The sequence below is a fragment of the Faecalibacterium prausnitzii genome (assembly GCF_003287495.1).
Lineage (GTDB): Bacteria > Bacillota > Clostridia > Oscillospirales > Ruminococcaceae > Faecalibacterium > Faecalibacterium prausnitzii_I.
The window spans coordinates 210,157-223,613 of sequence record NZ_PRLE01000005.1 but is presented as its reverse complement, the minus strand read 5'-3'; the positions used below and the strand labels follow the sequence as shown (position 1 = coordinate 223,613).

Annotated in this window: 17 protein-coding genes and 1 tRNA gene; 10 read left to right on the top strand and 8 right to left on the bottom strand. The window is 58.0% G+C overall.

Going from position 1 to position 13,457, the window contains the following annotated elements; genetic code table 11:
* Position 1 precedes the first annotated feature (1 nt).
* Together ruvA and ruvC are read right to left on the bottom strand one after the other, a co-directional pair.
* Positions 2-613 carry a Holliday junction branch migration protein RuvA gene (gene ruvA / locus C4N22_RS10320; RefSeq protein ID WP_022256498.1) on the bottom strand — a complete coding sequence of 204 codons (612 nt, stop codon included), beginning with the start codon at positions 611-613 and terminating at the stop codon, positions 2-4.
* Positions 614-822: 209 nt separating this feature from the next.
* A complete protein-coding gene (gene ruvC, locus C4N22_RS10315; RefSeq protein ID WP_022256497.1) occupies positions 823-1,335 on the bottom strand; it encodes a crossover junction endodeoxyribonuclease RuvC in 513 nt (170 codons plus the stop codon).
* A 220-nt stretch (positions 1,336-1,555) separates the two neighbouring features.
* On the opposite strand from ruvC, the gene C4N22_RS10310 reads away from it, so the two are divergent.
* The 5 genes from C4N22_RS10310 to C4N22_RS10290 all read left to right on the top strand — a co-directional run bounded on the left by C4N22_RS10310 (position 1,556) and on the right by C4N22_RS10290 (position 5,190).
* Positions 1,556-1,631, top strand: a tRNA-Val gene (locus C4N22_RS10310).
* 439 nt (positions 1,632-2,070) lie between these two features.
* A complete protein-coding gene (locus C4N22_RS10305; RefSeq protein WP_005943483.1) occupies positions 2,071-2,256 on the top strand; it encodes a hypothetical protein in 186 nt (61 codons plus the stop codon).
* A 278-nt stretch (positions 2,257-2,534) separates the two neighbouring features.
* A complete protein-coding gene (locus tag C4N22_RS10300) occupies positions 2,535-4,118 on the top strand; it encodes a recombinase family protein (protein WP_112148913.1) in 1,584 nt (527 codons plus the stop codon).
* A gap of 148 nt (positions 4,119-4,266) precedes the next feature.
* Positions 4,267-4,794 carry a GNAT family N-acetyltransferase gene (locus C4N22_RS10295; protein ID WP_112148912.1) on the top strand — a complete coding sequence of 176 codons (528 nt, stop codon included), beginning with the start codon at positions 4,267-4,269 and terminating at the stop codon, positions 4,792-4,794.
* A 150-nt stretch (positions 4,795-4,944) separates the two neighbouring features.
* Positions 4,945-5,190: a hypothetical protein gene (locus tag C4N22_RS10290; RefSeq protein ID WP_146746526.1), complete on the top strand. Its 246-nt coding sequence runs from the start codon at positions 4,945-4,947 to the stop codon at positions 5,188-5,190.
* Here the strand turns inward: C4N22_RS10290 and C4N22_RS12775 are convergent.
* Positions 5,187-5,483: a hypothetical protein gene (locus tag C4N22_RS12775; RefSeq protein WP_146746525.1), complete on the bottom strand. Its 297-nt coding sequence runs from the start codon at positions 5,481-5,483 to the stop codon at positions 5,187-5,189. The two genes, C4N22_RS10290 and C4N22_RS12775, sit on opposite strands and share 4 nt — an antisense overlap.
* 35 nt (positions 5,484-5,518) lie before the next feature.
* Between C4N22_RS12775 and C4N22_RS12940 the strand changes: the two genes are divergently transcribed.
* From C4N22_RS12940 to thiM, 4 genes are all read left to right on the top strand, one after another.
* A complete protein-coding gene (locus C4N22_RS12940; RefSeq protein ID WP_181567207.1) occupies positions 5,519-5,680 on the top strand; it encodes a hypothetical protein in 162 nt (53 codons plus the stop codon).
* An 84-nt stretch (positions 5,681-5,764) separates the two neighbouring features.
* Positions 5,765-6,418, top strand: coding sequence for an HAD family hydrolase (locus C4N22_RS10285; protein WP_022257465.1), 654 nt, complete (start codon positions 5,765-5,767; stop codon positions 6,416-6,418).
* Between the two features lie 34 nt (positions 6,419-6,452).
* The gene (locus C4N22_RS10280; RefSeq protein WP_112148910.1) at positions 6,453-7,319 is read left to right on the top strand and encodes a YitT family protein; all 867 of its coding nucleotides are present in this window, start codon (positions 6,453-6,455) and stop codon (positions 7,317-7,319) included.
* 19 nt (positions 7,320-7,338) lie between these two features.
* Positions 7,339-8,166, top strand: coding sequence for a hydroxyethylthiazole kinase (gene thiM, locus C4N22_RS10275; RefSeq protein ID WP_112115743.1), 828 nt, complete (start codon positions 7,339-7,341; stop codon positions 8,164-8,166).
* An 86-nt stretch (positions 8,167-8,252) separates the two neighbouring features.
* On the opposite strand, the gene C4N22_RS10270 is transcribed toward thiM, so the two are convergent.
* A complete protein-coding gene (locus C4N22_RS10270; RefSeq protein ID WP_112148909.1) occupies positions 8,253-9,227 on the bottom strand; it encodes a calcium/sodium antiporter in 975 nt (324 codons plus the stop codon).
* Positions 9,228-9,292: 65 nt separating this feature from the next.
* Here C4N22_RS10270 and C4N22_RS10265 point away from each other — a divergent pair, with 65 nt between their 5' ends.
* On the top strand, positions 9,293-9,748 hold the full coding sequence (locus C4N22_RS10265; protein WP_431602985.1) for an HD-GYP domain-containing protein: 456 nt from the start codon (positions 9,293-9,295) through the stop codon (positions 9,746-9,748).
* A 1,117-nt stretch (positions 9,749-10,865) separates the two neighbouring features.
* On the opposite strand, the gene C4N22_RS10260 is transcribed toward C4N22_RS10265, so the two are convergent.
* From C4N22_RS10260 to cas7e, 4 genes are read right to left on the bottom strand one after another with little or no spacing between them, the layout of a single operon-like run.
* On the bottom strand, positions 10,866-11,069 hold the full coding sequence (locus C4N22_RS10260) for a hypothetical protein (protein WP_112148907.1): 204 nt from the start codon (positions 11,067-11,069) through the stop codon (positions 10,866-10,868).
* Between the two features lie 4 nt (positions 11,070-11,073).
* Positions 11,074-11,703 carry a type I-E CRISPR-associated protein Cas6/Cse3/CasE gene (gene cas6e, locus C4N22_RS10255; protein WP_112148906.1) on the bottom strand — a complete coding sequence of 210 codons (630 nt, stop codon included), beginning with the start codon at positions 11,701-11,703 and terminating at the stop codon, positions 11,074-11,076.
* Between the two features lie 12 nt (positions 11,704-11,715).
* On the bottom strand, positions 11,716-12,390 hold the full coding sequence (cas5e, locus tag C4N22_RS10250) for a type I-E CRISPR-associated protein Cas5/CasD (protein WP_242981011.1): 675 nt from the start codon (positions 12,388-12,390) through the stop codon (positions 11,716-11,718).
* Positions 12,387-13,454 carry a type I-E CRISPR-associated protein Cas7/Cse4/CasC gene (gene cas7e, locus C4N22_RS10245; RefSeq protein WP_112148905.1) on the bottom strand — a complete coding sequence of 356 codons (1,068 nt, stop codon included), beginning with the start codon at positions 13,452-13,454 and terminating at the stop codon, positions 12,387-12,389. The genes cas5e and cas7e overlap by 4 nt, the downstream gene beginning before the upstream one ends.
* Positions 13,455-13,457: the final 3 nt, after the last annotated feature.

The window sequence follows — 13,457 nt, the reverse complement described above, 5'->3', positions numbered from 1 at the left end:
CTTACCTCCTGCCTGCCATGCCCCGGAGTGCCAGCTTGATGATCTCCTCCACGGGCAGTGTCGCATCGATCTTCGAAACGGCCATGGCAGCCTCGCTCTGGCTGTACCCCAGCGAGACCAGCGCGGCAATGGCCTGCCCGGCCCCCTGCGCGGCGGGCGCTGTAGAAGTGGCTCCGGCCACGTCTTCCAGGCTGATGCCGTCCACAAAACCCTTGGCTACCTTGTCTTTCAGTTCCAGCACAATGCGCTGGGCCAGCTTGGGCCCCACACCGGAGGCCGCCTTGAACGCCTTGTGGTCGCCTGCCGAGATGGCCAGCGCCACCCGGTCCGGCTCCATCACGCTCAGGATGGCAAGGCCCACCTTGGGGCCCACGCCCGAAACGGCGGTCAGCATCTCAAAGCAGGCCTGCTGCTCCTCGGTGGCAAAGCCGTAGAGGCTGACATCGTTCTCCGTCACGCTCATCACGGTGTACAGGGTCGTTTCTTTTCCCACGCCGGGCAGCGCCCCGGCCACGCTGGCCGGGCACTGGGCGTAGTAGCCCACCCCGCCGCAGCTGACCACCACCGCGTTCATGGTCTTTTTGATGATTTTTCCGGTCAAGCAATAAATCATAAAGTGTTTTCCCTTTTCGGTCAGCTTCTCCCCTGTCCAACCTCTCCGTCATTGCTTCGCAATGCCACCTCCCCTAGTAGGGGAGGCCTTGGCATAGCGGGTAGCTTTTCCTCTTCGCCAGAGGCTCCCCTACTAGGGGAGCTGTCGAACGAAGTGAGACTGAGAGGTTGTACAAAGGGAAACCTTCCCTTATACACGAATCATAACAATTAAATCGGCCCGACGCCCCGCCGCATGAAACGGTTGAGCTGGTTGCCGTTGGTGTGGCAGAACGTAATGGCCATGGCCAGCGCGTCAGCGGTGTCGTCGGGCTTGGGGACAGCAGGCAGGTGGAGCAACACCCGGGTCATCTCCTGCACCTGCTTTTTCACGGCCTTGCCGTAGCCTGTCACCGCCTGCTTGACCTGCATGGGGGTGTACTCGTAAATGGGCAGCCCCGCCTGCGCCGCCGCCAGCAAAATGACGCCGCGGGCCTCGGCCACGCCGATGACCGTGGTCTGGTTGTGCTGGTAGAACAGCTTTTCGATGGCCAGCACCTCGGGCTGCGTCCGCTCGATGACCTCTTTGATGCCCGCGTACACCTCGTCCAGCCGCCGCTCAAACGGCACACCCGCGTCGGTGCACACCGCGCCAAAATCCACCGGAGCAAAGCGGTTTCCCGCGTAATCCAGAACGCCCCAGCCCACGATGGCGTAGCCCGGGTCGATGCCCAATACTCTCATCCTGCGATACCTTTCCTATTGTAATCATCTTATTATAGCACAGCCGGTAAAAAGGGGCAACGGAAAACCGATGAACTCCCAAAATGCGCCAGCGCCGCCCCCGTTCCACAGCGTGCAGCCACCGGCCGACAGAAATATTTTTACGATTTTGCAAAAAAGTATTGCTTTTTGCCCGGAGCTGTGGTATCATAACTGAGCTGACCTCAGCAAAACAGAATATGGACGGTTAGCTCAGCTGGTAGAGCATCTGCTTGACGTGCAGGAGGTCACAGGTTCGAGTCCTGTACCGTCCACCATACAGTTCGTACTCGAACCCGATTCTTTACGAGAAAGGGTTCGGGTACGTTTTTTGTTTATCGGAGGTTCTGCGGAAGGACTACTCGGAACGGTAAACGAGCAAAGGCAGGGTATCACTATGATAGTGGTATCCTGCCTTTTGCTTTGCGGGATCAAGTTCGCTTTGTGCGAACTTGATCGCCACCTATATGGCGCATTGAGGGCAATTGCTGCGTACGTGCGTACCGGGAGCCTGTACACCTCTGGCAAGGTGTAACACACTAGACTTTGTTCCAAAGTCCGTGTGCTAAGGGGGCAGGCTCCTTAGAATTCCTGTGGAGTGTGTACGCACGTACGCAGGAAAACGGCAAAATTTCACTATATCGGGGTGTTCTTTCATTGGAGAGTATGGTATACTCGGCTTAGTTCAACAAATCAAAATTTGGCGAGGTGATTTACATGAAAAAGAGCGCATCAAGAATCGTCGGTTTGGTAATGCTGATTATAGCTGTTGCATTTATAATGTTTGCGGTGAACCATCCAGAAATGAGTTTTCCTTGGAACAATACCATTACTTGGTTACTGTATGGTTTGTATGTTCTTGTGACAGTCGTGCTGCTTATTGCGCCTAAGATGAAGAAGTAAACAATTCCAGTTTGCCGTACTCGTTCCCAGCAGGGTTTGGGGCAGGCACGCCCCAACAAGAGCACTTCGGAAACTCACAAGAGGTGAAGAAGTGAAGTCCCGGATGGGCAGAAAATTTTCAAAAATTGAAAATTTGTGGCCACGGGACGATTCTTGCTCTCCCCTTTTTCGCTGCGTTTCGTAATTTTCACATTTCAATCTGCTCGCAGATTGTTGACAAGCTGCGCTTGACCCGATACTATAAAGGCAAGTCGAATACACGCCAAGGAGGTGCAACCATGACCGCCGTGATCTACGCCCGCTATTCATCTGACAGCCAGCGAGAAGCGTCCATTGAAGGACAACTGCGCGACTGCAAGGACTACGCCGAGAAGAACGGTATCACCGTGGTCGGCACCTACATTGACCGTGCCTATTTTGCCAAGACGGATGACCGCCCGGAGTTCCAGCACATGATAAAGGACAGCGCGAAGAAAATCTTCGATGTGGTTCTGGTCTGGAAGCTGGACCGCTTTGCCCGGAACCGATTCGATGCCGTGAACTACAAGTACCAGCTGGAAAAGAACGGTGTCCATCTGGTGTCTGCTATGGAACCCATCTCGCAGGGGCCTGAAGGCATTATGGTGGAGAGTATGCTGATCGGCATGGCGGAATACTATTCCGCCGAGCTCGCCCTGAAAGTGGCGCGCGGTGAGCGCGAAAATGCCCTTCAGTGCAAGTATAACGGCGGTGTGGTTCCGCTGGGCTTCACCATTGGCAAGGAGGACAGGCTGTACCATATCGACCCGGAAACGGCTCCCATCGTGCAGGAAATCTTCAGCCGGTATGCCGACGGCGAACCGGCCGAGAAGATCGCAGCATCCCTGAACGAGCGCGGTCTGCGTACCCGCACCGGGAAGCCGTTCGTGAAGAACAGCTTCTTCCAGATCTTCCGGAACCGCCGCTACATAGGAGAGTACCGCTATAAAGACATCGTGACACCGGGCGGCATTCCCGCCATCGTGGACGAGGATTTGTTCAACCGGGTACAGCAGCGTTTTGAGCAGAACAAGATCGCCCACGGTCGGCCTGCAAAAGAGGATGTGAGCTATCTGCTGACCACCAAGCTGTTCTGTGGCAAGTGCGGCACCCTGATGGGTGGCGAAAGCGGCACCAGCCACATGGGAAACACCTACTATTACTACAAGTGCGGCAACGCCAAACGCCACGGCAAGGCGCACTGCGACCTGAAAGCCATCCGCAAGGAGCCTCTGGAGCGGTTCGTGGTGGACACTGCCATTAAGGTGATTTTTAGCGATGAAATCATCGAACAGCTGATAGATTTGGTCATGGAAGCCCAGCAGAAGGAGAACACCCGGCTGCCTGTCCTGAAAGACCAGCTCAGGGACACAGAGAAGCGGCTGGCAAACCTTCTGGAAGCCATTGAACAGGGCATCCTGACCCCGACCACCAAGCAGCGGTTGGACGAACTGGAAGCCCGGAAGGAAGCCCTGAACACCAGCATTCTGGAAGAAGAGCTGAAAAAGCCAGTCCTGACCCGCGAATGGATGCGGTTCTGGTTTGAAAAATTCCGCAAGGGTGACATGAGGGACATGGAACACCAGCGGCAGATCATTGATACCTTTGTCAACTCGGTCTACGTTTTTGACGACCGGGTCGTGCTCAATTTCAACTTCACGGACGATTCCAAAACCATCTCCCGTGAAGAGGTGTTGGGTTCGAGTGCTGTGGACAATGCTCCACCACAAACATCCTCAGACTTTCGTCTGAGGATGTTTGTGGTGGACGGTACAAGACTCGAACAGGGCGGCTCTGACGCGCAGCGGCAGAGGAAGCAATCAGCCCAGTGGGCTGTTGCTTAGCCCGCGGTTCCTGGACCCGTAGGAATGTCTACCAAGGTCGTACGAACCCGATTCTTTACGAGAAAGGGTTCGGGTACGTTTTTTGTTTATCGGAGGTTTTGAGAAAGGGCTACTCGGCCCATAAGCCGGAATGTGAAAGGATGAGAAGATGACCTTTTTAGAAACAAATCGGCTCAGACTAAGAAATGTAAGTCCTAAAGATGCGATTCAGATGGTTGATTATCGAAATAACGAGCGATGCTCGAAATATCAACGAGGCCAGACGAAAGATTATAAGGATATCGTTGCTTTGATCGAGCGTAATAAAGACAATGCCCTGAATCTCGCATCGCCGACTATGATTAGTGTTGCATTAAGAGAAACGGATGTCATGATTGGCGAAATCGTCGTTATGCCCAACGAGGGCACAATTTCTTTAGGGTACACATTTTCTTATAAAGTTCACCGAAACGGTTACGCCTATGAAGCCTTGTCCTCTTTCATTGAGTATTTACACAAGCACTATCCTCAGTGGGATTTTATCTGTTTTACTGAAAGAGAGAACATTCCAAGTATGGGCCTTTTGAAGAAGCTGGGATATACGAATTTGGGTTATCTGCCGTCAAAGAATTCTCAAGTATTTGGAAAGTGGCTTCGCCAGGACACATTAGAAGAAATCACAAGTGCGGTTCGATAACTCCTGGTTTGTCGCAACCTCAACAGCAGGGTTTGGGGCTCCGCACGCCCCAACAAGAAGCTGTCCCAAGGGGCAGAAAATTTTCAAGAATTGAAAATTTGTGGCCACGGGACGGTTCTTGCCCTCACGCCTTTAGGAAAAGGAGTTTTTATGGATATCGAAGTCAAACGAATGTCCCCTACTGCTGTTGAAATGCTTGACCAACTCAGTGCAGTCTGCAAACGGTTCGGCGTTGATTACTATGCAGCCTCCCAAAATCAGCGTGATCTGCTGGACAGCATTGCTCTGCACGAATATCAACTGAAAAAAGCACACGAGCAAGGGATGAAGCGTTCCGAGGTGCCGCCGTTTCTCGGCTTAAAGCGCTCTGACCGCAGCAACGATATGCCAGCTTAAAGGTTCGACTGCTGTGGACAATGCTCCACTTGATGAAAGAGAGTCTCCAACGTAAGTTGGCGGCTCTCTTTTTTGTTCCGCCCCTGACTTACGTTGGAGCGATGTGGACGGTACAGGACTCGAACAGGGCCATCACGTTTTCTCTTCCCCTTGGCAAGCTCCATTTTCATGATATAATAAGATGGATCGTATGTCCTGTTTCCGCCGAAAGGAGCTTGAACGACTCGACCGGCTGAATCCAATCCCGCAATTCCAACTGGATAAAGTCCTTGCATCAGGAAATGATTTTTCATACATTTCATCCCCTGACAGCGAAAGGAGGCTTCCCATGAATATTCCGGAAATTCTGGTCGCAAATGGAACCGGTATCATCCTTGTGGCCTTTCTGTGGTGCCTGTTCGTGGATTTCCGTATCTACCGCAGTACCCGGCGGCTGCACCGGAAAATCCTGACGCTGGGCATTCCGCTCCACCGAGAGTTTCCTCAATGAGCTGGATCAGAAAATGTACGCTGAGAAAAAGGCCTATCATCAGGAGCATCCGCGGTGAACCCGCCGCTGGAAAGGAGCGTTCTCATGCCATCCCCCATCCGGGCCGTGATCTTTGATATGGACGGTGTGCTCATCGACAGCGAACCCGTCTACCTCGGGATGCAGGCCCGCAACCTGCAAACAAAATACCCCTGGGTCACTCTGGAGAGCATGTACCCCACCGTGGGCATGTCCAGCCAGGAGTACCCCCGTTTTATGGCCAGGCTCTGCCGGGTGCCCTTTACCCCGGAGTTTGAAAAAGAGCTGATGCAGGCCGACGAAAACGAGCCCATCCACTTCCCCGATATCCTCCGCCCGGAAGCCCGCCCCATGCTGGAGCAGCTGCGGGCCATGGGCTTGCAGCTGGCGTTGGCCAGCTCCAGCCCCATGAGCAACATCCGGCAGGTGCTGGGCGAGTGCGGGCTGATGGAGTTTTTCCCCGTCATCGTCAGCGGGGAACAGTTTGAAGCCAGCAAGCCCGACCCTGAAATTTATCTCCACACCATGGCGCGGCTTGGCCGCCGCCCGGAGGAATGCCTTATCGTGGAAGACTCCACCTACGGCGTGCAGGCGGGCGCGGCAGCCGGGGGCCTTGTGGCCGCCCTGCGGGACGAGCGCTTCCCCTTTGACCAGAGCGCGGCCCGCTTCCACATCGGGAATCTGAGCGAGATCCCTGCTCTGGCGGCTTCCATCCAGTAATTTCTTTTTGTTTTGATACCGGGAGGCGATTTTTATGAACAAGCGCACCCTCGTGGTGGACCAGCTGTACAATCTGGCCGCCGGGTTCCTGTATGCCCTCAGCATCTGCTACTTTGCCCGCGGCTCAGACTTTGCCCCCGGCGGCATCTCGGGCCTGGCCCTCATCGTCAACTACCTGTGGCACCTGCCCGTGGGCATCACCACACTGGTGTTCAACCTGCCTCTCGTGGCCCTGAGCATCCGCTTTGTGGGCCGGGCCTTTCTGGCAAAGTCGCTGGTGAGCATGGTGTGGTGCACCGTTTTTCAGGATGTCGTCTTTGCCCGGGTGGGCTGCTATACCGGCGACCCGCTGGTGGCAGCCCTGTTTGCAGGCGTCACCTGGGGCTTCGCGCTGGCCCTGCTCTACATGCGGGGCTCTTCCAGCGGCGGCACGGATTTCCTCACCATATCCATCAAGGTGCTGCGGCCCCACCTCTCCATCGGGGCGGTCACGGGCGGCATTGATCTGGTCGTCATCCTGCTGGGCTGGCCCGTGTTCGGCACGGTGGATTCCGTTCTGTACGGCCTCGTCACCACGGTCATCACCTCGCTGGTCATTGATAAGGTCATGTACGGCAGCTCTTCCAGCAAGATGCTCACCATCATCACCACAAAAGGACAGGAGATTGCCGACGAGATCTCCCGCGAGTGCGAGCGCGGCTCCACCATGCTCAAGGCCATTGGCACCTACACCAACACCGAGCGGCAGATGCTCCTCTGCGTCTGCGCCCGGCCCCAGGTCTACCGCATCCGCACCGCCGCCTACCGCATCGACCCCGGCTGCATGGTCATGGTCACGGAGGCGGGCGAAGTGTACGGCGAGGGCTTTATTGACCCCGGCAAGACTTCTTCTTTTTTATAACACAAGGAGGCTTTTCTCCATGAACTTTGGTTCTGCTCTGGAACAGGTGCACCGCCGCGCCCCGCTGGTGGACTGCATCACCAACTTTGTCACCGTCAACGATTGCGCCAACATTCTTCTGGCCGTGGGCGGCTCCCCCACCATGGCCTCGGACATCCGGGAAGTGCAGGAGACCGCTGCCGCCGCCAGCGCTCTGCTGTGCAATCTGGGTGCCATCGACAAAGTGGAGTCCATGATTTTAGGCGGGCAGGCGGCCAACCGGGCAGGCAAACCCGTGGTCTTTGACCCCGTGGGTGCCGGCAATACCAGCCTCCGCCGGGCGGAATCGGCCCGGCTGCTGGACGCCGTGCAGTTTGCGGTCATCCGGGGCAACGCGTCGGAGATTCGTGCTCTGGCCCAGCGCCGGGCGGCGGGCAGCGGCGTGGACGTGAGCGACGCCGACCAGATCACGGAGAAGACCCTCCCCCGCACCGTGGCTTCTGCCAGAGCGCTGGCCGTGCAGACCGGGGCCGTGGTGGCCGTTTCCGGCCCCATCGACGTGCTGACGGACGGCAGAGAAACCATTCTGCTCCACAACGGCTGCGCCACCATGTCCCGCGTCACGGGCAGCGGCTGTATGCTCACCGCCCTCATGGGCGCGTTCTGCGGGGCCATGCCCGGCCAGCCCTTTGCGGCGGCCTGCGCGGCGGCGGCGACCATGGGGGTTGCGGGAGAGCTGGCCGAGGCCCGCCGCCTTGCCCACGGCACCGGCAACGCCACGTTCCGCACCGACCTCATTGACGCCGTGTTCAACCTGACCCCCGCCCAGCTGGACGCCTCTGTCCGCTGGGAGTCTTATTCAAAGTAATCTTTCGTCATGATATCACAAAACGTCCCGCAGGGTTCAGGCCCTGCGGGACGTTTTTGTGGTTTTGATTCCGTTTCAGCCCCAGCTCACATGGTGAACTGGATGGCGCAGAACGCCGCATAGATGCAGAGCAGCAGCACGCCCTGCACCCGGGAGAGCTTGCCCCGCACCAGCGCCGGGACACACATGAGCACCATGACGGCCAGCATCACGGGCAGGTCCAGCACCAGACTGGAATTGATGCCAAACAGGGTGGAGCTCTGGGGGATGGTGAACGGCGCAATGGTCACGGACGCGCCGCTGACCAGCACCAGATTGAAGACGTTGGCACCCACGATGTTGCCCAGCGAGAGGTCGCTGCAGCCCTTGACGAGGGACGTGATGGCCGTGACCAGCTCGGGCAGCGAGGTGCCCAGGGCCACAAAGGTCAGTGCAATGACGGACTCGGGCACGCCCAGCGCCTGGGCAATGAGGGTACCGTTGTCCACCAGCAGGTTGGCACCCACGGCGATGAGCACGGCACCCGCCACCAGAAGCACCAGCGTTTTGGTCAGGGTCATTTCTTCCTCGGCAGCCTCTGTTTCGGCCTCGGCCTCAGCGCCCGCCGGGGCGTTTTTCATCTGGAGCACGTTGGCCACCATATAGGCCGCGAACAGGGCCAGCATGATGAGGCCCATAGGCCGGGTGAACCTGCCAAAGCCGTAGGCTGCCACGCAGTAGATCGCTGCCGCCGCAAAGAAGAACGCCACTGGCATCCCCAGCGTCTTACGGTCCACCTTGCCCGGGCGGACGGCGATGGTAATGGCCGCGATGAGCGCCGCGTTGCAGATGACAGAACCAATGGCGTTGCCGTAGGCGATCTCACCATGGCCGGACACCGCCGACATGGTGGAGACCATCACCTCGGGCAGGGTGGTGCCGATGGACACCACCGTGGCACCAATGAGCAGCTCCGGCAGGTGGAACCGCCGGGCCAGCGCCGAAGCGCCATCCACAAACCAGTCGCCGCCCTTGATCAGGCAGAGCAGGCCGATGATAAATAAAACAACCGGAATCAGCATGGCTTTTCCCTCCTATACAGATACAATGCGAAACGTCTTTTTATCATACCAGATTTTTGATTTTATTGCAATCTTTTGCCCATTTTACCCCCACCCCGCAGAAAATTGTTGCACAGAAGCCGAAAACGATTTCTAGTAAAGAGGAGTTCGAGATCATCAAGACCCACTGTATGCAGGGTGCCAACATGCTGCGGCGGCTGGAAAACTTTGAGGATGAACCCCTGCTGCAAACCGCCTACGACATCGCCCGCTGGCACCATGAGCGCTGGGATGGCCGGGGCTACCCGGACGGCCTCAAGGGCAATGACATCCCCATCAGCGCGCAGATCGTCTCCCTGGCCGATGTGTACGACGCCCTGACCAGTGAGCGCTGCTACAAAAAGGCGTTCTCCCACGAGACCGCCATGCGGATGATCCGGAACGGGGAATGCGGCGCGTTCAATCCCCTTTTGTTGGAATGCCTCACCGATATCCAAGCCGAGCTTCAGGAAAAATCGCAAAACATCGCTGTAAATCATTAAAATTTCACACATGCAAAAAGCAGTGACCTGGTTCGATTGAATGAACAAGGTCGCTGCTTTTGCTTTGCGGAGAAAAAATAGTATTCTGAGTATGTCGGAGAAGATGTTCTGTCCACCCCAGCCGTTACGTTTGGTTTGGATCACCCCCGCGTGTGCGGGGAAAAGCAGTCGAAATGAAACTTGCTGGCACCGTCCATGGAATCACCCCCGCGTATGCGGGGAAAAGGGGTCGGTGCTGCCCGGATAGGCTGCGGTGTTGGGATCACCCCCGCGTGTACGGGGAAAAGGTGTGGATGCTCTCGGCGGTTGCCTGAGCGCAGGGATCACCCCCGCGCGTGCGGAGAAAAGCGGGTAGTTGCGGGTGGTCACGTTGAGGTCTACAGGATCACCCCCGCGTATGCGGGGAAAAGCAGTCGTGCTAAAATGGAGTTGTCGAGAAACCAGGATCACCCCCGCGTGTGCGGGGAAAAGCTGAGCGTGTAAATGTGCCCAGACGCTTCGGGAGGATCACCCCCGCGTATGCGGGGAAAAGGACAAGGCCAAGGAGATGGGTGCGACCACCAAGGGATCACCCCCGCGTGTGCGGGGAAAAGCTCTTTGAGATGGGCGGCAATCCAGACGCATGGGGATCACCCCCGCGTATGCGGGGAAAAGATGTTCGGCAAGAACTCCAACATTCAGGACGTGGGATCATCCCCGCGCGTGCGGGGAAAAGGTTAATCGTTATCCTGTACAAATCCCTGTAATGGGATCACCCCCGCGTGTGCGGGGAAAAGACTCTGTCATCGGTGAAGTCGTCCGGGGTGTCGGGATCACCCCCGCATGTGCGGGGAAAAGGCCTTGAAAAGCTGGCTCATGAGCGGCGACGTGGGATCACCCCCGCGCGTGCGGGGAAAAGCACAGAGCTACGCCAGAGGTATGGCTGGTGTAGGGATCACCCCCGCGTATGCGGGGAAAAGTGGAAACTGGTGATGGTGTTGTCCCCGCAGATAGGATCACCCCCGCGTATGCGGGGAAAAGTTAGGGGTGGTATAGATGGTATCCGTCTCGAAAGGATCACCCCCGCGTGTGCGGGGAAAAGTCCAGCTCATCCAGCCGCTTGTCCTGTGCATCAGGATCACCCCCGCGCATGCGGGGAAAAGTGTCCGCCGGGAAAATTCTTCTTCATGACGGTGGGATCACCCCCGCCTGTGCGGGGAAAAGTTCCATCCAGCATCTGACCGCAAGCTTGGGCGAGTTCGAGGTACAAAAAGGTCATCCGGTCCCGCACCTGCGGCAGCGCCTGCAGGTCTGGCCGGATCATACCCGGCATCTCCGCCATGGTCTTATCCTCCACGCATCACGGTCAGCAGGCCAAGGCCGTAGGCTTTGCCCCGGCCCATGCCCTGACACAGCAGGTTCCGGAACGCCTCGGGGTCCGTCACCTGCAAAACGCCCTCATACGTCACCGCCAGCAGCGACACCGGGCGGGTGCCGCGCTTGGCAAAGTGGTGCCACTGCACCCGGGTCACGGTAAAGGAATCCTCCGTCATGGCAAAGCCGTGCTTTGCGGCGCGATTCAACAGCCACTGCTTCTGGTACTGTGTCGTGCAGTGTGCGGCCACGGTTCCCCGCGCTGTGGGTTTTTGGGCGTCTTTGCAGCTTTTGGTGGGGTTGGCCGCCAACCGAAACTGCCAGCGGCTGCCCGGTGTGATCCGCGCCAGCAGCGGGTCATAATTCCGGGACTCTGGTGCCGCTCCGGTGCCAAACTGCTCCACAATGCCGGAGAGGTCCGGCATCTCCTCGCTGAGGAGCAGCAGATACAGCTTTTCGCCCAGCCGGTCCAGCCGCCACAACCGACGGCGGCGCTCCCCGGAAAAGGCACTTTCCACCGCGCCATGGAATTTCTGTGGTGCCGCCAGCGCCGTCATGGTGCTGCGGCGGATGGGGTCAAGCTCTACACGGGATAAATACATCTGCACTTCACCTCACAATTCACAGAATGGGTCATGGGCAGTCGGCTCCGGGGCCCCTGCGGGCTGCCGGAGGGAGATCTCCCGGGCCGAGCGGTAACCGTACTGCCGGTGCCGCGGGTCGTAGGAGAGAGGCACATCCCGCTGCGGGACAGCCCCCGGCTCCTGCGGTGCGGCATCCGCCACGATGCGGGTCGGCTTGGGCCCGCCGGGGCAGAGCGCGGGCTCTGCCTGCAAGGCCTCCACAAGGCCCTGCTCCCGCAGGCCCAGGCAGAGCGGCAGAGTGGGCGGGCAGGCACGGCGGCCCAGGTACAGCGGGAACACCGGGTGGGTCAGCGCCTCTGCCAGTTCCTGCAGCAAAGCGGTGTCTTCACTTTCCAGGCCCACCAGAAAAACAGCATCTTCGAGGTAATGGCGGTAGGTGACATAGGAGCGGTCTTTCTCCTCATTGCGGGCCATGTGGAAATCCACCAACAGCTGACCCTCCCGCTCCACCCGGACGCCAAAGCGCAGCTGCGCCAGCCGGGTCAATGGCTCGGTCTCATCCCGCCGCAGGCCCAGAGCTGCCGCCAGCAGGCCGATGACGCCGCTCTTGGTGGGTTCCCGGGCCGTTTTCCGGGTCTCGAATTTGGAATCCGCGCCCCACGCCTGCAAAGGCGCTGCCAACCGAAGCAACAGTGTTGCCATCATTCCACCTCGTTTCCGGTCAGGTTCTCCTTAACAGCTTCTTCCAGTGCATCCAGCATGGTGTTCAGGGGTTGGGCCGGGGCCAGTGCTTCCAGCCCGGTGCCCACGGTAAAGCTCTTTGCAGGGGCCTCCGCAAAGCTCTGATACAGCTGCTGTGCATAGGCCTGCAACGCGCTCTTGGAGGGCTCTGCGTAGCCCTCCGCGCTCTTCCGCACCGCCCGCTCAAAAGCACCACAGAGGTTCACGGGCTGGTCCTCCCGGATGGTCACATAGACGGCATCCGGCAGAGTGCGGTTGGCAAAGGTGTTCTGCTTGCCCGTGGGCATGGAGCGGATGAACGCCTCACCAAAACTCCTCACCACTTCGGCTGCTTTTTTCGCGTCCAGATGGCGTTCAAGCTCCATCACATTGACGGTTGCATAGCGGTACAGGGTTGCAGAGTTGTACTCCACGGTGCCCAGATGGCCTGCGCCCGCGTTGTCCTCTGCCTGACAGTCATCCACGGCGGTAAAGTAGTCGTATTCGTTCTGCACTGCATGGGTAGAAATGCTGTGGGCCACCTGTGCAGCGGCATCAAAGTTCAGAGAGGGGTCATCCGCCACCATCCGGCCAAACAAGGCAATGTCTACCGACGGGGCTGTGCTCAGTGCTTTCTTGTACTCTTTTTTGTCTGCACACTCTTCCACGGCCAGCTGTGCCAGCGCCTTGATCTGTGCCTGGCTGATGAAGAACAGGGCCTTGGTGCCTTTCTCATCGTTCTTGATACCTGCATTGTCCAGCGTCTTCTTGGCCAGCTTGGCAGCATCTTTTTCCGGGGCAAGGGCGGCGATCTCCTTTTCCACCAGCTCCGTCACCTTTTTGGTGCGCTTGCCCACATCCTCTTCGTCCAGCAGGCTTTCCTCTACAAAGGCCTGCCGCATGGCGTGCTTCCACGCCTGAGAGGAGACCCGGGCGCGGGTCACGCCGCCGTAAATGGCCGTTTTGGGGCTGCCCGTATCGTCCCGGTTGATGCAGCTGGGCGGCACAGTCTGCAGCACATGGAAGTCAACATACAAACGCTTTTTCATAAG